Source organism: Cellulomonas sp. (assembly GCF_965229465.1).
GTDB lineage: Bacteria > Actinomycetota > Actinomycetes > Actinomycetales > Cellulomonadaceae > Cellulomonas.
Genome location: NZ_OZ245882.1, coordinates 3,295,500 through 3,314,043 on the forward strand (window position 1 = coordinate 3,295,500; position 18,544 = coordinate 3,314,043).

At 73.4% G+C, this 18,544-nt stretch carries 18 protein-coding genes; 4 read left to right on the forward strand and 14 right to left on the reverse strand.

Annotation, left to right across the window (positions count from 1 at the left end; all coding sequences use genetic code 11):
- Positions 1-40 precede the first annotated feature (40 nt).
- Entirely contained in the window at positions 41-571 is a 531-nt protein-coding gene (locus ACO06A_RS15690) for a hypothetical protein (protein WP_421733147.1), read from the forward strand.
- Between the two features lie 22 nt (positions 572-593).
- On the opposite strand, the gene ACO06A_RS15695 is transcribed toward ACO06A_RS15690, so the two are convergent.
- The gene (locus ACO06A_RS15695) at positions 594-2,582 is read right to left on the reverse strand and encodes a M13 family metallopeptidase (protein WP_421733148.1); all 1,989 of its coding nucleotides are present in this window, start codon (positions 2,580-2,582) and stop codon (positions 594-596) included.
- 90 nt (positions 2,583-2,672) lie between these two features.
- Between ACO06A_RS15695 and ACO06A_RS15700 the strand changes: the two genes are divergently transcribed.
- A complete protein-coding gene (locus ACO06A_RS15700) occupies positions 2,673-3,122 on the forward strand; it encodes a ribose-5-phosphate isomerase (RefSeq protein WP_421733149.1) in 450 nt (149 codons plus the stop codon).
- Position 3,123: 1 nt separating this feature from the next.
- Here ACO06A_RS15700 and ACO06A_RS15705 read toward each other — a convergent pair whose 3' ends face one another.
- A complete protein-coding gene (locus tag ACO06A_RS15705; protein ID WP_421733150.1) occupies positions 3,124-4,392 on the reverse strand; it encodes a GNAT family N-acetyltransferase in 1,269 nt (422 codons plus the stop codon).
- Positions 4,393-4,480: 88 nt separating this feature from the next.
- On the opposite strand from ACO06A_RS15705, the gene ACO06A_RS15710 reads away from it, so the two are divergent.
- Positions 4,481-5,572: a PP2C family protein-serine/threonine phosphatase gene (locus tag ACO06A_RS15710; RefSeq protein ID WP_421733151.1), complete on the forward strand. Its 1,092-nt coding sequence runs from the start codon at positions 4,481-4,483 to the stop codon at positions 5,570-5,572.
- Positions 5,573-5,579: 7 nt separating this feature from the next.
- Here the strand turns inward: ACO06A_RS15710 and ACO06A_RS15715 are convergent, their stop codons facing one another.
- From ACO06A_RS15715 to ACO06A_RS15760, 10 genes are all read right to left on the reverse strand, one after another.
- Entirely contained in the window at positions 5,580-7,499 is a 1,920-nt protein-coding gene (locus ACO06A_RS15715) for an acyltransferase family protein (RefSeq protein WP_421733152.1), read from the reverse strand.
- A gap of 106 nt (positions 7,500-7,605) precedes the next feature.
- Entirely contained in the window at positions 7,606-7,935 is a 330-nt protein-coding gene (locus tag ACO06A_RS15720; RefSeq protein WP_421733153.1) for an MGMT family protein, read from the reverse strand.
- A gap of 9 nt (positions 7,936-7,944) precedes the next feature.
- On the reverse strand, positions 7,945-8,430 hold the full coding sequence (locus ACO06A_RS15725; protein WP_421733154.1) for a CoA-binding protein: 486 nt from the start codon (positions 8,428-8,430) through the stop codon (positions 7,945-7,947).
- The gene (locus tag ACO06A_RS15730; protein WP_421733155.1) at positions 8,427-9,758 is read right to left on the reverse strand and encodes an O-acetylhomoserine aminocarboxypropyltransferase/cysteine synthase family protein; all 1,332 of its coding nucleotides are present in this window, start codon (positions 9,756-9,758) and stop codon (positions 8,427-8,429) included. Before ACO06A_RS15730 ends, ACO06A_RS15725 begins: the two co-directional genes overlap by 4 nt.
- Before the next feature lie 298 nt (positions 9,759-10,056).
- Positions 10,057-11,100: an LLM class F420-dependent oxidoreductase gene (locus ACO06A_RS15735; RefSeq protein ID WP_421733156.1), complete on the reverse strand. Its 1,044-nt coding sequence runs from the start codon at positions 11,098-11,100 to the stop codon at positions 10,057-10,059.
- 83 nt (positions 11,101-11,183) lie between these two features.
- A complete protein-coding gene (gene epsC / locus ACO06A_RS15740) occupies positions 11,184-11,768 on the reverse strand; it encodes a serine O-acetyltransferase EpsC (RefSeq protein WP_175348620.1) in 585 nt (194 codons plus the stop codon).
- A gap of 43 nt (positions 11,769-11,811) precedes the next feature.
- The gene (gene cysK, locus ACO06A_RS15745; RefSeq protein WP_175348621.1) at positions 11,812-12,747 is read right to left on the reverse strand and encodes a cysteine synthase A; all 936 of its coding nucleotides are present in this window, start codon (positions 12,745-12,747) and stop codon (positions 11,812-11,814) included.
- 391 nt (positions 12,748-13,138) lie between these two features.
- Positions 13,139-13,753 (reverse strand): SGNH/GDSL hydrolase family protein, encoded by a 615-nt coding sequence (locus ACO06A_RS15750; RefSeq protein WP_421733157.1) that lies wholly within the window; start codon positions 13,751-13,753, stop codon positions 13,139-13,141.
- Positions 13,754-13,771: 18 nt separating this feature from the next.
- Positions 13,772-14,962, reverse strand: a complete 1,191-nt coding sequence (locus ACO06A_RS15755; protein WP_421733158.1) for an NAD(P)-binding domain-containing protein — start codon at positions 14,960-14,962, stop codon at positions 13,772-13,774.
- Positions 14,959-15,372 (reverse strand): VOC family protein, encoded by a 414-nt coding sequence (locus ACO06A_RS15760; RefSeq protein ID WP_421733159.1) that lies wholly within the window; start codon positions 15,370-15,372, stop codon positions 14,959-14,961. The genes ACO06A_RS15755 and ACO06A_RS15760 overlap by 4 nt, the downstream gene beginning before the upstream one ends.
- Before the next feature lie 73 nt (positions 15,373-15,445).
- Here ACO06A_RS15760 and ACO06A_RS15765 point away from each other — a divergent pair, with 73 nt between their 5' ends.
- On the forward strand, positions 15,446-16,528 hold the full coding sequence (locus ACO06A_RS15765) for a winged helix DNA-binding domain-containing protein (protein ID WP_421733160.1): 1,083 nt from the start codon (positions 15,446-15,448) through the stop codon (positions 16,526-16,528).
- Positions 16,529-16,818: 290 nt separating this feature from the next.
- On the opposite strand, the gene ACO06A_RS15770 is transcribed toward ACO06A_RS15765, so the two are convergent.
- Both ACO06A_RS15770 and ACO06A_RS15775 read right to left on the reverse strand, forming a co-directional pair.
- Complete coding sequence (locus tag ACO06A_RS15770; RefSeq protein WP_421733161.1) at positions 16,819-17,562, reverse strand: GH25 family lysozyme; 744 nt, start codon at positions 17,560-17,562, stop codon at positions 16,819-16,821.
- Positions 17,563-17,626: 64 nt separating this feature from the next.
- Positions 17,627-18,466, reverse strand: coding sequence for an AraC family transcriptional regulator (locus ACO06A_RS15775; RefSeq protein WP_421733162.1), 840 nt, complete (start codon positions 18,464-18,466; stop codon positions 17,627-17,629).
- Positions 18,467-18,544 lie beyond the last annotated feature (78 nt).

An 18,544-nucleotide genomic window follows, 5' to 3' on the forward strand; every position in this document is an offset into this window, starting at 1 on the left:
CGGGCACGGGACGAGACCCCACCGGGAGGAACGGAGCACCATGTCCACGGCACGCAAGGTCCGGCTCCTCGTCATCGTCGACGCGGTGCTCGTCGTCCTCGTGATCGTGCTGGCGATCGTGTTCTTCAGCGGCGGGGAGGAGGGCGGCGACGCCTCCGACGACGGGTCCACCGGCGCGACCGCGTCGAGCACGCCGTCGGGCAGCTCGTCGGCCACCTCCACCGAGCCGCTCGCGTTCGCGTCCCCGACCGGCAACATCGCGTGCACGATGTCCGTCGACGGCGTCACCTGCACCATCGCCAGCTACACGTACGCACCCCCGGTCGTCGCCGGGTGCACCGAGGTGACCGGTCACGTGCTCGTGCTCAACGCGGACGGCGTCGCGTTCAGCTGCGTGAGCGGCCCGCCGCCCGCCGTCGCCGGTGACGACGCGACGGTGCTGGAGTACGGGTCGTCGACGAGCGTCGGTGACTACACCTGCCGCAGCGCCACCGACGGGGTCCAGTGCGTCGACGCGTCCGGAGTCGGCTTCCGGCTGGCGCGTGCCAGCTGGTCCGAGCTGCCCGCCTGACGACGGGCAGCCCGGACGAGCGTCACCAGATGCGGACGCGGTCCTCGGGCGCGAGGTACAGGGCGTCGCCGGGCTGTACGTCGTAGGCCGCGTAGAACTCGTCCACGTTGCGCACCACGCCGTTGCAGCGGAACTCGTTCGGCGAGTGCGGGTCCGTCGCGATCCGGCGGATCATCTCCTCGTCGCGGCCCTTGGACTGCCATACCTGCGCCCAGCCGAGCAGCACGCGCTGCACGCCGGTCAGCCCGTCGATCACGGGCGCGTCGTCCAACGAGGTGCCGAGCGCGATGCGGTACGCCGTGAACGCGATCGACAGCCCGCCCAGGTCGCCGATGTTCTCGCCGATGGTCAGCTCGCCGTTGACGTGGTGCGAGCCGCCCAGCTGCACAGGGGAGAACTCGCTGTACTGGTCGATCAGCGCCTTGGTCCGCGTCTCGAACTCGGCGCGGTCGTCGGCCGTCCACCAGTCCTCGAGGCGCCCGTCTCCGTCGTACTTGGACCCCTGGTCGTCGAAGCCGTGGCCGATCTCGTGGCCGATCACCGCGCCGATCCCGCCGTAGTTGACCGCGTCGTCCGCCTCGGCGTCGAAGAACGGCGGCTGGAGGATCGCGGCCGGGAAGACGATCTCGTTCATGCCGGGGTTGTAGTAGGCGTTCACCGTCTGCGGGGTCATGAACCACTCGTCGCGGTCGATCGGCTTGCCGATCTTGCCCAGCTCCCGGTCCTGCTCGAACGCGTACGCGCGGCGCACGTTGCCCAGCAGGTCGTCGGGGGCGACCTCGAGCGAGGAGTAGTCGCGCCACGTCGCCGGGTAGCCGATCTTCGGGGTGAACGCGTCGAGCTTGGCCAGCGCCTTCGCGCGCGTCTCCTCGCCCATCCACTCCAGCTGCGAGATGGACTCGCGGTACGCCGCGACGAGGTTGGCGACGAGCCCCTCCATCCGCTCCTTGTGCGCGGGCGGGAAGTGCCGGTCGACGTACACCTTGCCGACGGCCTCGCCGAGCACGCCCTGCACCAGCGACACCCCGCGCTTCCACCGGTCGCGCAGCTCCTGGGCGCCGGTCAGCGTGCGACCGTAGAAGTCGAAGTTGGCCTCGACCAGCTCGTCGGACAGGTAGGCGGCGCGGTCGGAGATGACGTGGAACGTGAGCCACGCCTTCCAGTCCTCGAGCGGCTCACTGACCCACAGGGCGGCGAACGCCTCGGCGAACGACGGCTCGCGGACCACGAGCTGGTCGAAGGCGCCGGCGGGGGCGCCGAGAGCGAGCACCCACGAGTGCCAGTCGAACCCCGGGGCGCGCTCGGCCAGCTCGCTCAGGGTCAGGGCGTTGTACGTCAGGTCGGCGTCGCGGTCCTTGACCACGTCCCAGTGGCCGGCGGCCAGCTTGGTCTCCAGCGCCACGATCCGGCCGGCGAGGTCGTCGGCCTGGGCCTCGTCCGCGGCGGCTCCGCCGAGCGTCAGCATGCGGGCGACGTGCGGTCGGTACGCGGCGAGCACGGCCGCGTACTGCTCGTCGCGGTAGTAGGCCTCGTCGGGCAGGCCCAGGCCGCTCTGCACCAGGTGCACTGCGTACTTCGTCGGCTCCTTGGCGTCGTTGTCGACGTAGAACTGCACAGCGCCACCGGCCCCGGTGCGCTGGAGGGCGCCCAGCGCGCCGGTCAGCTCCGCCTGGGTCGTGGCGGCCTCCACCAGCGCGAGGTCGGTGCGCAGCGGGGCGGTGCCCGCGGCGGCGACCGCGTCGGTGTCCATGAAGGACGCGTACACGGCGCCCACCTTGGCCTCGACCGAGTCGGCCGCGCCCCCTGCGGCGGCCGCGGCGCCGGCGTCCGCGATGATGTCGCGCACCTGCTCCTCGGCCTGGTCGTGCAGGGCGCGGAACGAGCCGTCCATCGCCCGGTCGGCGGGGATCTCGTGGCTGGCGAGCCAGCGTCCGTTCACGTGGGCGTAGAGGTCGTCCTGAGGACGGACGTCGGGGTCGAGGGCGGTGAGGTCGATGCCACTGCGCGTCATGGGCACAGCCTACGGACGGGTGGCAGCGCGACGAGATCGGTTATGCCGAGGGCGGACCGGGACCCGTGCACGGTGCGGCAGGATGGGCTCATGCGTATCCATGTCGCCTCCGACCACGCCGGCTACGAGCTCAAGGTCGCGCTCGTCGAGCACCTGCGCGCCGCCGGCCACGACGTCGTCGATCACGGCGCCGACACGTACGACTCCCTCGACGACTACCCGCCGTTCTGCTTCGCGGCGGGGGAGGCCGTCGTCGCCGACCCGGGCAGCCTGGGGGTCGTCATCGGCGGCTCGGGCAACGGCGAGCAGATCGCCGCCAACAAGGTGACCGGCGTGCGCGCCGCCCTCGCCTGGAACCTGGCGACCGCGCAGCTGGGCCGTCAGCACAACGACGCGAACGTCGTGGCGATCGGCGCCCGGCAGCACTCCGTCGACGAGGCGCTCGCGCTGGTGGACGCGTTCGTGGCCGAGCCGTTCAGCCACGACCCGCGCCACCAGCGCCGGATCGACCTCCTCGCGGACTACGAGGCCTCTCGATAGCTCACCAGACGTAGTTGCACATCGGCGCGACGGACCACAGGAACGCCGCAGCCGCCTGCTGGAGGGTGCCGGGCGTCTGCTCGGTCACCAGCCCCGCGCGGGCCAGCGCCGCGAGCGACCGGCCGCCGAGGTAGGCGGCACCGAGCTCCCGCACGTCGAGCGCCACGTCGGCCGGGTCCTCGGTCCGCGTGACCTCCGCCGGGTACGCGCCGTCGTCCTGCCGGGCCCCCGTCGTCAGGCGCCACCGGCCGGCGTTGGCGGGCAGCCGCGTGTCGGTCACGTCGAGCACCACGTCGACCGGCGCGGCGTACCGGCGACCGGCGAGCGCGACGGGGAGGTCGAGCAGCCGGACCCACAGGTTGTCGTTGACCTTGGGCACCACGGCGCGCGGGTTCTCCAGCAGGAGGAGCAGGGAGTCGTCGACCGGGAGCATCGGTCCCTCGACGGTCGCGGTGAGGTCGAGGTCGAGCAGGAACGACCACAGCCGGTGCGTCGCGGCCGCGTCGAGCGCGACGGCCTCGCGGACCTTGACGATCCCCGCGGGGCCGCCCTCCGCCCAGTTCTCCTTGCGCCGGAACAGGGCGAAGGCCCGCGCGCTCCCGGAGGCGTCGCGGACGGTCGCGATGCGCAGCGGCTCGGCGCCCTCGCGCCAGGCGGGCGGGTCGACCAGCACCCGGGTGCGCCACGCCTCGGTGTCGCGGGTGATCCAGCCGGGCCGTCCCGCGCCGGCCGCCCGGTGGACCTCGTCGACGAGCGCGCTGTGCGCGGCGACGTCGGCGGTCGCGAGCTTGACGGTGAGCTCGTCGGAGCCGGGGACGGTCCGGAGGGCGGCGCCCCGGTCGATCTTCACGCGGACGTCGTCGGCGGCCGAGCCGTACCCGTACCGGCCGTAGATCGTGTGCTCCGCGGCGAACAGCGCGGACACGGGCTCCCCGCGGTCCAGCGACCGGGCGAAGTGGGAGTCGATCATCGCGGTGAGCAGGCCGCGGCGACGCTGGTCCGGTCGGGCACCCACCCAGGTCAGGCCCGAGCACGCGATGGACGTCCCGGGCACCGGCAGGTCGTGCGCGTACGACGCGTGGACGGCGGCGAGGCCCCCGTCGGGATCCTCGACGGCCTGCGCGCGGTCCCACGCGAAGGTGATCGGCACGATCGCGTCGGTCTCCGCGGTCGAGTCGAAGGCGAAGGCCAGGCGGTCGACCTCGAGGAACTCGACCTTGCGGTCCTCGGGCACGTCGACGAGGCGGTATCCGGCGGGAAGCGGGCTCATGCCACCCATCGTCCGGTACCGCCCGCCTCGGGAACACTCCATTTCCGGGCGCGGTCCTCCGTCAGTGACCTGCGGATACGCTCACCGGGTGCGGGGGACGCGGCGGGCGCCGAGACGGGGGCTCTACTCGCGCGCCTCGCTCGCGGCACGTCGCTGGAGCGGTCGCTCGCAGGTGGTCCTCGTGGCGGTGCTCGTGCTCTGCGCGGCCCTGCTGGTGGTCGGCATCCTGGAGCAGCCCGAGTGGTTCCCGCCGTCCGCGTTCCTGCTCCTGATCGTCGTGGCCGTGTTCCTGCTGCGGCTGCGCCAGCTCGCGGTGCTCGGCGCGGTCGTGATGGCGTGCACCTGGGGCCTGTGGGTGCGGGGTGCGCCGACGCTGATCCCGGGTGTGCTCGTGGTGGTCACGGTCGCCGTGATCGCCAGCATCGCGTTCGCGCGCGGGCGTGAGCGGCTCGGCCTGCAGGGGGCGCCCGGCGACCTCATGCTGGTCGACCTGCGCGACCGGCTGGCGGCCCACGGTCGCGTCCCGCCGCTGCCCGCCGGGTGGCACGTGGACAGCGAGTTCCGCTCGGCGCACGCCGACGGGTTCTCCGGCGACTTCATGGTGGCGGGCTCGCGGTCCGGCAGCTCCGCACTCGAGATCGTGCTGGTGGACGTGTCCGGCAAGGGGCTGGACGCCGGGGTCCGCTCGCTCCAGCTGTCCGGTGCGTTCGGAGGGCTGCTGGGCGCGATGCCCCGGGACGAGTTCCTCGGGGCCGCCAACCAGTACCTGCTCGACCAGGCGTGGGACGAGGGGTTCGCCACGGCGATCCACGTCGCGATCGACCTGACCACCGGCGAGTTCTGGGTCTCCTCGGCGGGTCACCCGCCCGCCGTCCAGCTGCACGCCGGGTCGGGTCGCCTCGCACTGCTCGACACGGTCGGCAGCCCGGCGCTCGGGGTCGTCCCCGACATCCGCAGCGAGGCGCGGGCCGGTCGGCTCGACCGCGGCGACGTCCTCATGCTCTACACCGACGGCGTGGTCGAGGTGCGCGGCGGGGACCTCGACCAGGGCATCGACCGGCTGATGGGGGTGGCCGACCGCGTGCTCAGCCCCGGTCGCGGCTCCGCGGCGGCGGTGCTGGCGGGGGTGCGGGCGGGCGACGACGACGACCGCGCCGTGGTCCTGGTCCGCCGCGACTGACGGGTGCTCAGGGCTGGATCGCCTGCGCCAGCCAGTCGGCGTACCCCGCGCGGCCGCCGTCCGGTCGCAGGTGGATGTCGTCGCCGTACAGCCAGCCGCGGTTGGCCGTCGCCAGGGTGTTCCAGTCGAGGACGCGGACATTCGGGTACTCCGGGGCGACGCGGGCGAAGAGCTCGTTGTCGAACGCGGCCCACGTGCGCGGGACGTGCACGTTGACCAGGAACACCCGCCGGTCCGCCGTCAGGTCCAGGAGCGACCGCAGGGTCGCCTCGTCGATCGGTCCGTTGGTCCCGCCGTGCACGATCACCGTGTGGCCCAGGGTCCCGGCGGCCGCCGCGGCCCGGACCAGGTCGACCATGACGGAGAACTGCCGGGACACCTCCGCATCCGTCGCGATGCCCCGGGCGGCGAGCTCCTCCGCGGCGCCCAGCATCACGGAGTCGCCGAAGCCGGAGGCGCCTCCGACCGTCTCGACCGGCGGCGGCGGCGGCACCGCGGGCGCGACCGGGGTGGTGGTGCTCGGCGTCGGGACCGGGGTGGCCGTCGCGCGAGGCGTCGACGACGCCGGTGGGGTGGAGGTGGCTGCGGGCGCCGCGACGGGCTGCCACCGGGTGGTCGGGGGCACCTGCGCGAGGGCGGCGGTGGCGACGCCGCCGACGACCACCATCCCGACTCCGGCCGCGACCACCCGGAGAACCGCACGCGGGCGGTCCGCGCCGGCGTCCCGCACCCGGGCGACGACCCGGCCGACCGCGCCCCGCCGGACCGGCAGCTCGACGAGCCGGTAGGACAGCTCGGCGATCACCAGGACGCCCGCGAGGCGCAGCGGTGCCGCGAGCCAGGGCGAGACGGCGATGTCCACCCCCGGTCGCGTGAGCATGAAGACGGGCCAGTGCCACAGGTAGATGCCGTACGAGCGCTCACCCAGCCAGCGCCACGGCTGCAGCGCCAACGCTCGCCCGAGCAGTCCCGCCGGGTCCGCGACCGCGCCGACCAGCACGGCGGCGAGCAGCGAGAACGCGAGGAACCCGCCGCGGTAGAGGGCGTTGCTGAACTCGTCCACCCAGACGAACGCCGCGAGGACGCCGAGCAGCGCCGCGCCGCCCAGGACGTCGGTGACACCGGCCTCGAACCTCCGCACGGCGCTGCCGCGCTCGCGCACCCACGTCCCGGAGTGCCGCCACGTCCGCCACGGCGTCCAGACCGCCGCCGTCGCGGCTCCCACCAGCAACCCCATGGAGTGGGTGTCGGTGCCGAAGTACGCGCGGCTGGGGTCGTTCGGAACGGGGGAGGACGTGCGGACGGCGACGACGACCATCGCGGCGGTGGACAGCAGGGCCAGGACGGCGGAGAGCTGCCCCACACGGGCGCGTCCCGCCCGCACCGCGAGCAGCGCCACCAGCGGGAAGACCAGGTAGAACTGCTCCTCGATGGCCAGCGACCACAGGTGCTGGAGCAGCGGCGGGCGGCTGACGAGCTCGAAGTACGACCGGTCCGCCACCACCTGCCACCAGTTCGACACGTACCCCGCGGCCGCGAGGATGTCGCCGCGCAGCTCGCGCGCCTCGCTGGGCATCGCCACCGCGACACCGGCCATCGCCACCAGCAGCAGGGCCAGCGCGGGCAGCAGGCGCCGGGCGCGCCGGGCGTAGAAGCGCCGGAACGAGAACCGCCCGGTCTGCTCCACCTCGTCGAGGACCAGCGTCGTGATGAGGAACCCGGACAGGACGAAGAACACGTCCACGCCGAGGAACCCGCCGCGCATCCACGGTGCGCCGAGGTGGTAGACGACGACGCCGGCGACGGCGATCGCGCGGATCCCGTCCAGGCCGCCCAGGTGGGGAAGGCGGGTGAACGGCACCACGGCCGTCACCCGGGGCGTGGTGCGCGTCCCGACGAGCGCGGAGCGCTGGACGGTGACGGTCATGGATCTCCCGGGTCGAGGCGGTGCGCGGTCGACGCGCCGGCGCCTCCCGTGCGGCCAGGCTAGGTCGGTCGGCACGGCGGGCAGCCGAGGACACGCGGGAGGCGGGTCAGTCGTCGGGGAACCAGATCGCGCGGCGGAGCGCGACGCGGGTGCCGTCCGCGCTCAGCGGGGTGTCCTCGTCGCGCAGCAGGGCCAGCGCGCGCGTGGCGTGCCAGGCCGGTGGGCTGCCCGCGGCGTTGACCACCCGCCACCAGGGCACCCCCGAGCCGGCGTGGCTCATGACCTGGCCCACCTGCCGCGGCCCCCCGCGGCGGACCCCGTCGCGCGCCTCCAGCAGGTCGCCGACCACCTCGGCGATCGTCCCGTAGGTCATCGCGCGACCCGGCGGGATGGCCGCCACGAGGTCGAGGACGGCCTCCGCGTAGTCGTCGTCCACGCGGCCCGCTCAGCCCAGCGCGCGCTTGGAGCTGATCACGCCGGTGTCGAAGCCGGCCAGGTGGAGCCCGCCGTGGAACCGGGCGTGCTCGATCTTCACGCACCGGTCCATGACGACGGTCAGCCCTGCGGCCTCCCCGCGCCGGGCGACGTCCTCGTGCCACGAGCCGAGCTGCAGCCACAGCGCCTTGGCGCCGACGGCGAGCGTCTCGTCCAGCACCGTCGGCAGGTCGTCGTGGCGGCGGAACACGTCCACCAGGTCGGGCACCACCGGCAGTGACTCGAGCGACGGGTACACCGGCCGGCCGAGGATCTCGTCGGCGCGCGGGTTGACGAAGTACACGTCGTACGGGGAGCTGGACAGCAGGTAGGTGGCGACGAAGAAGCTCGCGCGTGCGGGGTTGTTCGACGCGCCGACGATCGCGATGGACGTCGTGGAGTGCAGGAGCGCGAGACGCTCGGGGGCGCTCGGTCCGAGCCAGGTCCGCGTGCTCATGCGGCGACTCCCGTCCGGGTGCGCCCGGTGGCGCTCGTGAGGGCCTGGTCGAGGTCCCACAGGATGTCCTCGCCGTCCTCGAGCCCCACGCTGATCCGCACCAGGTCCGCAGCCACCCCGGCAGCCGCGAGCTGCTCGGCGTTCAGCTGCTGGTGCGTGGTGGAGCCGGGATGGATGACGAGGGTGCGGGCGTCGCCGACGTTGGCCAGGTGGCTGGCCAGCTGCAGGTTCTCGATGAACGCGCGGCCGATGGTGCGGCCGTCCTTGTCGTCCGTGGCACGGAGCCCGAAGGCGAACACGGCGCCGGGGCCGAGGGGCAGGTAGTGGTTGGCGCGCTCGTGGTGCGGGTGGCTGGGCAGGCCGGCCCAGTTGACGTACGAGACGCGAGGGTCGGCCTCGAGCCACTCGGCGACCAGCCGGGTGTTCACGAGGTGCGCGTCCAGCCGCTGGGGGAGCGTCTCCACGCCCTGCAGCAGGTTGAACGCGGACTGCGGCGAGAGGGCAGGGCCGATGTCGCGCAGCTGCTCGGAGCGGAGCTTGGTGAGGAACCCGTACTCGCCGAAGTTCTCCCACCAGCGGACCCCGCCGTAGGACGCCACGGGCTCGGTCATCTGCGGGAATCTGCCGCTGCCCCAGTCGAACCGCCCCGACTCGACGACGATGCCGCCGAGCGTGGTGCCGTGCCCACCGAGGAACTTGGTGACGGAGTGGATGACGATGTCCGCGCCGTGCTCGATCGGGCGGACCAGGTAGGGCGTGGCCAGCGTGGCGTCGACGACGAACGGGATGCCGGCGGCGTGCGCGACCTCGGCCAGCCCGGCCAGGTCGGCGATCTCGCCGGACGGGTTGGCGATGACCTCGGCGTACAGCACCTTGGTCTCCGGCCGGATGGCCGCGGCGTAGTCGGCGGGGTCGGTGCCGGGCACGAACGTGGTGTCGACCCCGAACCGGCGCAGCGTCACGTCGAGCGCGGTGACCGTGCCGCCGTACAGTTGCGAGGAGGCGACGATGTGGTCCCCGGCGCCGACGAGCGCGGCGAAGGTGATGAACTCCGCGGACATCCCCGACGTGGTCGCGACCGCCCCGATCCCGCCCTCGAGCGAGGCGATCCGCTCCTCGAGCGCCGCGACCGTGGGGTTGCCGATGCGGGAGTAGATGTTCCCGTACTTCTGCAGCGCGAACAGGTTGGCGGCGTCGGCGGTGTCCTGGAACACGAACGAGGTCGTCTGGTAGATCGGCACCGCCCGCGCACCCGTCGTCGCGTCGGGGATCCCGCCGGCGTGCAGCGCCCGCGTGCGGAAGCCGAAGCGGTGGTCTGGGGTGGTCATGCGGTCTCCTCGGAGGCGCTCGTGCGGGCGGCTGGCAGCACGGTACGCCGTGCGGTGAGTGCGGCGATCTCGTCGACCGCTCAGGGGTTCTGCAGCGAGGTGACGTCGCCCAGCGCGCTGCGCCGGTGCCCGCCCCGCGCGCGGCGGACCGGTCCCCCACAACCCGTCCCGATCTGTCGGGCTCGGGCGCGGTGGCGGGGGTGTGTCCTCGCCGGCGACGCAGCTTGTGAGCAACGCGTGTCGCGGACGCGCGACCGCCCGCGGCACCGGTCGGTGTCGCGGGCGGTCGGGGAGCGGCTCAGGGGGTCGGGCGCAGCGCCTCAGCGATCGCCGGCAGGGTGCGCGGGTCCGCCTGCACGAGCATCGTCGTGATCGCGGTGCCCTCCCACGCGGGGAGCTGGGAGCGGATGTCGTCGACGGTGCCCACCAGTGCGATGTCCTGCACCAGCTCGAGCGGCACCGCGGCGGTCGCGCGGGCGCGGTCGCCGGCCAGGTAGTGGGCCTGGATCTCGTCGCACGCCTCGGTGTAGCCGAGCCGGTCCAGAACCGCGCGGTGGAAGTTGGCGCCCTTGGCGCCCATGCCGCCGGCGTAGAGCGCGATGAACGGTCGGACGCTGTCCGCGGCCGACTCGACGTCCGCGCCGATCACCACCGGCACGGTCGCGACGACCTCGAACGCGTCGATCGGGCTTCGCTCCGGTGCCCGTCGGGCGAAGCCCTCGGCCAGGAGCGACCGGTACTCGCCGTCCATCCGCGGCGAGTAGAAGAGAGGCAGCCAGCCGTCGCCGATCTCCGCGGACATCGCGATGTTCTTCGGCCCCTCGGCGGCCAGGTGGATCGGCAGGTCGGCGCGCAGCGGGTGCACCGTCGAGCGCAGGGCCTTGCCCAGGCCGGAGCCCTCGTCGGGACCCAGCGGGAGCCGGTAGAACTGCCCGTCGAAGGTCACCGGCGCCTCGCGCGCCAGCACCTGGCGGACGATCGAGACGTACTCGCGCGTGCGGGCGAGCGGGCGCGGGTACGGCTGCCCGTACCAGCCCTCCACCACCTGCGGCCCGGAGGCGCCGAGCCCCAGCACGAACCGGCCGCCGGACAGGTGGTCGAGCGTGAGGGCGGCCATCGCGGCTGCCGTCGGGGTGCGGGCCGAGATCTGGGCGATCGCGGTACCGAGCCGGATGCGCGAGGTGCGCGAGCCCCACCACGCGAGCGGGGTGAGCGCGTCGGAGCCGTACGCCTCGGCCGTCCAGACCGAGTCGAACCCGAGCTGCTCGGCGCCGAGGACCGCCTCCTGAGCACCGGGCGGGGGCCCTGCCGACCAGTAGCCCGTGTGGTAGCCCAGCCGCATCGTCAGTCCTCCCGGTCCGGCGTCGCCGTCGACGCCCGCGCCAGGCTACCTGCTACCCCGGGTATCACCGAGGCAGGAGGATCTCAGATGTAGATCGCCGGGTCGTCGATCTCGACGTCGAACGGCGCGGCGACCGGGCGCAGCCGGATCGTCGCGGGGACGCCGACCGCGATCGCCCCGGCGGGGACGTCGTGGATCACGACGGCGTTGGCGCCGATCTGGGCACCGTCGCCGATCCACACCGGTCCGAGGATCTTGGCGCCCGCACCGACCACCACGTTGTCGCCGACCGTCGGGTGCCGCTTGCCGTGCCGCATCGACTTGCCGCCGAGCGTCGAGCCGTGGAACAGGACGACGTCGTCGCCCACCTCGGCGGTCTCGCCGATGACGACGCCCATCCCGTGGTCGATGAACAGCCGGCGCCCGAGGCGCGCGCCGGGATGGATCTCGATGCCGGTGGCCGCCCGCGCGAGCTGGGAGATCAGTCGCGCGGGCAGCCGCAGGCCGGGCTGGTGCCACATCCGGTGCGCCAGCCGGTACACCCACACCGCGTGCACGCCCGGGTACCCCAGGGCGACCTCGGCGAGGGACCGGGCCGCGGGGTCGCGGTGCCGGGCAGCCTCGAGGTCTTCCCTCAGGGTGGCCAGGAAGTGCAGGTGGTCGGACACGGTGCCTTCGTCCTGTCGGTGGGGTGGGTCGGGCGCCGGAGGGTCAGTCGACGAGGTCCGCGTACAGGATCGTCGACAGGTAGCGCTCACCGAAGGACGGGATGATCGCGACGATGAGCTTGCCGGCGTTCTCCGGCCGCTGGGCCAGCAGGGTGGCGGCGTGCAGGGCGGCGCCGGACGAGATGCCTACCAGCAGACCCTCCTCGGCGGCGGCGCGGCGGGCGACCCTGACGGCCGTCTCGGCGTCGACGTCGATGATCTCGTCGTAGACCGTGGTGTCCAGGATCTCCGGGACGAAGTTGGCGCCGATGCCCTGGATCTTGTGCGGGCCCGGGGCGCCACCGTTGAGGATGGGGGACTCCGCCGGCTCGACGCCCACGATCTTGACGCCGGGCTTGCGGGCCTTGAGCACCTGGCCGACGCCGGTGATGGTGCCACCGGTGCCGATGCCGGCGACGAGGATGTCGATCTCGCCGTCCGTGTCCGCCCAGATCTCCTCCGCGGTCGTCGTGCGGTGGATCTCGGGGTTGGCCTCGTTGGCGAACTGCCGCGCCAGGATCGCGCCCGGTCGCTCGGCGACGATCTCGTCCGCGCGGTTGACCGCCCCGCGCATGCCCTCGGACCCGGGGGTCAGGATCAGCTCGGCGCCGAACGCGCGCAGCAGGAGCTTGCGCTCCTTGGACATGGTCTCCGGCATGGTCAGGACGACCTTGTAGCCGCGCGCCGCGCCGACGAACGCGAGCGCGATGCCGGTGTTGCCGCTGGTGGCCTCGACGATCGTGCCGCCGGGCTTGAGCTCGCCGGACGCCTCGGCCGCGTTGATGATCGCCACGCCGATGCGGTCCTTCACGGAGTTGGCCGGGTTGTAGAACTCGAGCTTGCCGACGACGGTGGCGGGGGCGCCGTCGGTGATCTTGTTGATGCGGACGAGCGGGGTGTTGCCGATGAGCGCCGTCGCGTCGTCGTAGATGCGTGCCATGGTTCCTCTTCGGTCGAGGCTGCCGGCGGACCGACAGCTGGTGGGGGACTGCCTAGCGGTGCGTCTGATGCACCGGCCGCGCGCGGGCGTGGGCCGGGCGGCACGGAGCAGCAGGGGGTGTCCGTGCCGGGACGGGGCGAGCGCTGGCGCGGGACGGTCCCCGGTCAGGGATCCTCGCGCGAAGGAGCAGCCAGCGCTCTACAGACAGCGACAACAGGGCAGCGCCACGCGGGCGCGCCCGAGGACGGCGGGGGCGGCTGTGTGCACGCGCATCGCTTCGTCCTCCGTGACCGGTTCGGTCGGTCGTCGCCCGCAGGTGCGGGACACGATCGGCCATGACGCTAGCGTCAACGTCCGCACGCGCGCAAAGAGTCCCCACCTGGCGGACGCCTCAGCCGAGGCCGACCGCCGCCAGCCAGGCCTCCGCGAGCAGGCCGTGCCCTGCCGACGTCGGGTGCACGCCGTCGGACGCCCACGTCTCGGCCCCGGTCTTCGCGGCGGCCGCGGCGAACAGCCCGTCGGCCGGCACGAGCACCGCACGCCGCTCCGCCGCCACCCGGCGCACCACGGCGATGCGCGGGTCCAGGTCCTCGCGCCAGGCGTGCTGGGCGGCGGTGACCGGCACGACGAACGGCTCGATGAGCACCAGGCGGTCGACCGTCCCCACCACCGCCCGAAGGTTCTCCTCGTACTCGTCGGTGGACGTCGGCTCGCCCGCGTCGTAGCGACGCCAGGTGTCGTTGATGCCGATGAGGATCGACACGACCGTCGGCGCCAGCGCGACGGCGTCCGCGTCCCAGCGCGCGCGCAGCATCGCGGAGGTGTCCCCACCGACGCCGCGGTTGAGGAACGTGAGCGCGAGGTCGGGCCGGCGCGCCCCCGCGAGCGCAGCGACGATGCCGGCGTACCCGTGCCCGAGGCTGGCCGGGTCGGAGCGGTCACGGCCCCAGTCGGTCACGGAGTCGCCGGTGAGCAGGACACGGTCGTGGGGAGCCAGGAACGTCACCGGGACACCCCACCACACTCAGGCTGCGGACAGGTGCGCTTCCACGGCGCTCGCGACGACGGCGGCGTCGGCCGGCATCCCCTCGAAGTTGGACGACCCGCGGCGGCGCATCCAGCGCAGCCCGGCGAACCAGAGGCCGGGCAGACCCGCCGCGCCGTCCACGTGGAGCGGTGCGCCGCGGTCGTCGAGGAGGCCCGGCGGCAGCCACCCGTGGCTGCCGCGCATGCCCGTGCACCAGACGATGCCCGTGACGCCCTCGTCGCGCAGGTCCAGCTCGGAGGCCTCCCGGACGGGGTAGGAGGCGATCGGCTCCTCCGGCTCGGCGGGGGGAACGTCCAGGCCGAGCCGGTCGATCGCGGCGTCGACGAACGCGCGCGCCCGGACGGCGAAGGCTTCGCCGGCGGCGATGTTGGCCGCGACGGAGTCGTCGACCCGCAGCCGCGAGCCGTCAGCGCCCGTCACTCGGCCCGTCAGGACGACACCGTCGAGCGCCATCCGACGCAGGTCGGGACCAGGTCCGCCTGGTACGACCATCGGGTTCGGGGCACGGCGCACCGCGTCCGGCACGTCCGTGGCCCGCTGGTCGAAGAAGCCGGACACCGCCAGCCAGGCGATCATCTGACGACCGCGGTAGGGCGACGGCAGCCGCCCGACCGGCGACGTCGCGAGCAGCACGCGACGTCCGGCGGCCTGGAGGTCCGTCGCCACCTGCACGCCGGTCTGGCCGCTGCCGACGACGAGGACGGAACCCGGCGGCAGCCCGTCGGGTGAACGGTAGGTGGTGGTCGTCTGCTGCACCACGGGCAGCTCGGCGGCGAACGAGGGGAGACGAGGCGTGTTCTCGGCCCCGGTGGCCACGACGACCGCACGCGCGTGCACCGGGCCGTCGGAGGTCTCCAGGACGAAGCCGTCCATGCGCGGCGCGAGCGCGGTCACGGCGACGCCGGTGCGGACCGGGCAGGACGCCGCGAGAGCCTCCAGCCGCCGGACGACCTCGTCGCGGGGCGTGTACTCGTCGTCCGCCGCCGGCCCGAGCATCGGGTTGAGCAGGCCCGGCGTGTTCAGCCGGAACGAGTCCCACCGTTGCCGCCACGACGCGCCGACCTCCGACCCCTCGAGCACCTGGTGCTCGATCCCGCGGGCGCTCAGCGCGGCGCTCGCGGCGAGCCCGGCGGGACCGGCCCCGACGACGACGCAGTCGACGCTCACTTCGGGGCGGTGACGTTCACCATCCAGTCGACGCCGAACTTGTCCGTACACATCCCGAACGTGTCGCCCCACGGCGCCTGCTCGAACGGCACGGTGACCGTCCCGCCGGCCGACAGCCCGTCCCAGTAGCCCTGGAGCTCGGACAGGTCCTCGCCGCTGAGCGAGCACGAGATGTTGCTGGTGTCCGAGCGCTCCTGGGAGTTCGGCGTGTCCGCGCCCATGAGGATCAGGCCCCCGGGGGTGGACAGGTTCGCGTGCATGAGCTTGTCGGCCTCGGCAGGGTCCTGGCTCACTCCGAACTCCGCGAACGTGCTCACGTTCAGCTCGCCGCCGAACACCGAGCGGTAGAACTCCATCGCCTCCCGGGCGTTGTCGCGGAAGCTGAGGTAGGGGTTCAGTTGCGTCGCCATGGGGGTCTCCTTCGACAGTGTCCGAATTCGACCACCTTGCCACGGTCCACCCACACGCAGAAGATCGAGAGCCATGGACCGTCTCGAGGTCGCGCACCGACGGCTGCACAACCAGCACCTGTCCGGTCCGCGGCTGCCGGGACCCGCGGCTGTCGTCCGGCACCTCGGCGCGTCGCAGGCGCAGGAGTACGCGATGGCGAGGTGGTCGCTGGGCCAGCGCACGACCGGCGTGGACGACGCCGAGGTGCAGGCGGCGCTCGACGCCGGCACGATCCTGCGCACGCACGCCCTGCGCCCGACCTGGCACTTCGTCGCCCCGGAGGACCTGCGCTGGATCCAGGCGCTCACCGGACCGCGCGTGCGGCGGCTCAGTGCGTACTACGAGCGGCAGTCGGGGATCGACGACCAGCTGGTGGACCGGGCCACCGCCGCGATCGTCGGCGCGCTGGAGGGCGGGAAGGACCTGACGCGCGCGCAGGTGCAGGCCGCGCTGGCGCAGGCGGGGATCGAGGCGAGCGGAGTCCGGCTGGCGTACCTGCTGATGGCCGCGGAGCTCGCCGCCGTCGTGGTCAGCGGCGTCCTGCGTGGCAAGCAGCGCACCTACGCCCTCGTCGACGAGCGCGTACCGCCGACCGCGGTGCTCGACCCGGACGAGGCGCTGGCCGAGCTGACCCGCCGGTACTTCACCAGCCACGGCCCGGCCACGGTCAAGGACTTCGCGTGGTGGTCGAGCCTGAGGCTCACCGAGGTCCGCCGCGGGCTCGCCCTGGTGGGGGAGGCGCTGACATCCGTCGAGGTCGACGGCGTCGCGTACTGGTTCGCGCCCGCCGACGCCCCCACCCGGGACCCGTCGCCCACCGTGTACGTGCTCCAGGGCTACGACGAGTACGGCGTCGCGTACACGGAGGGCCGGTCCGTGCTGAACGTCGCCGACCGTCTCATCGCCCCGGCCGGGACCAACCAGGTGATCCAGCCGCTGGTGCTCGACAGCCAGGTGGTCGGCTGGTGGCGGCGGGTGGTGGAGCGGGACGAGATCGTGGCCGAGCCGCACCTGGCCGTCGACCTGGACGACGCGCAGAAGCGTGCGGTCCGAGCGTCGTTCGACCGTCTGGCGGCGTTCGTCGGGGTCCCGGTCAGGGTGGAACTAGACAGCTGACCAGAGTGTGTGTATAGTTCAACCTTGGATCTCCCGGTCTGCGCGATGGTGTCAGCATCCCATCGCGAAGGATCGGCCCGGACATGGAACGCGTTGCTACGAGAGCGACGGACGGCCGTGGTCCGGGTGGCTGATCTTCGACAGCCCCCAATGGCGCTGGGGGCGGTTCAAGCCGCGCGCAACAAGGACAAGCGGGCGCGGTGGGCGAAGGCCAACAGGTGCTGACGGACATGCGGCCCCGGTGCGGCCCGCGACGAGAGTCGCGGAGCACCGGGGCCGTTGTCGTCCGCTCACCCGGAGCTGCGCAGGTCGCTCAGCTCGCGCAGGTCGCCGTGGAACACGTTGAGGTCGATGAACGGCTCCCGGCCGTCGTACCCGTCGAGCCGGTCCCGGTGCGAGTACTGCCAGAACGCCCACGCGCGCCCGTCCGCCATCCGCGGCGGCAGGTAGACCGCCCGGATCCAGATCGGCGAGTCCGGGAAGCCTCCCGCGAGATAGCGGTCGTACGCGGCCTGGGTCGCATAGATCACGGGATCGACGCCGTAGTGCGCCCGGAGCATCGCGACGAGCACCTCGAGCTCCCCACGCACGGTCGACGCGTCCGGCGGGTCCCCGAAGAACTTCCCGTAGTGCTCGACGTCGACCGCGACCGGCAGGAGGTCGTCGTCGGCCGGGACCGTCGCGATGATCTGCTCCGCTTGCGAGCGACCCGGGCTCTCGAAGCTGAAGAAGTGGTAAGCGCCCACCAGGAGGCCGGCCTCGCGCGCGCCCTGCAGGTTCTCGGCGAACCGGTCGTCGACGAACCCCGATCCCTCGGTCGCCTTCACGTAGGCGAAGTCGATGTCCTGCGCCGCGAGCACGGGCCAGTCGATGGTGCCCTGATGCGCGGACACGTCCACGCCGCGCACCTCGTACCGTGCCGCCGGGATCCGGTTGGGCCAGAGGACCCCGCGCGCGACGAGCGCGGCGACCAGTACCGCGACCACGACGACGGCCGTGACCGAGGCGACGACGGTCCTGCGGCGGGTGGGCACGTGCGCAGTCTGGCGCACCCGTGTCCGGGACGCCGTGGTCAGGTGCTCGCCCGGCGCTGGTGTCTCACGCGCCCGTCGGGCGTACCCGGTAGGCCCGTGGCGACATCCCGTGCACGGCGGTGAACTGGCGCGAGAAGTACAGGGGATCGTCGTAGCCCGCCGTCCGCGCCACCGAGGCGATCGACAGCGTCGAGCCGTCCAGCAGCTCGCGGGCACGTGCCATGCGCAGCTGCGTCTGGTACTCCAGGGGCGACGCGCCCAGGTGGCGGCGGAAGAGGGCGTTCAGCTGGGACGGGCCCAGCCCCACCATCGCGGCGAGCTCGTGGGACGAGGTTCGGCGGGGGGACGTCGACCGCAGGTGCTCGGCCGCACGCTCGACCGGGCTGAGCCCGGGTCCCGGGGTGCGCCGGCCCGTCGCGGTGATGTGGGCGAGCGCGTGCCAGGCGATGCCTGAGGACCGGATGAACGCCGTCGTCGTCGTCCCTTCGTCCAGGGCGTCGATCACCTGCGCGACGAGGCTGGCGACGGGGGCCGCGTCACGCAGGTGCGTGACCGGCCCCCCGGCGGCCTCGCGAGCGGCGTCGACGAGGTCGCCGGAGTCGGTCCCGACGACGTGCAGCCACCACAACGTCCACGGGTCGGCCTCGCAGGCCCCGTAGGCGTGCGGCTGCCCCGCGCGCAGCAGCACCGCGTCACCCCGCTCCACCTGGGCCGTGGCTCCGCCGGTCGTGCACCAGCCCGAGCCGTCGGTGCACACCAGCAGGACGTGCTCGGCGGCGCCGACGGGCCGTTCCCGCCCGTGCCGCGACGCGTGCGGGAAGAAGCCGGCGTCGGTGACGAAGAGCTTGCCGGTCACCGGGTGGCCCAGCGCGCGCTCGACCGCGGGCCGGGGAACGACCAGCATGCGCTGACCCGCGAATCCCTCATGGACGAATCCGTCGGGACCCGTCGGCGATTCGTCCATGTGGGCCAGTGGAACGTG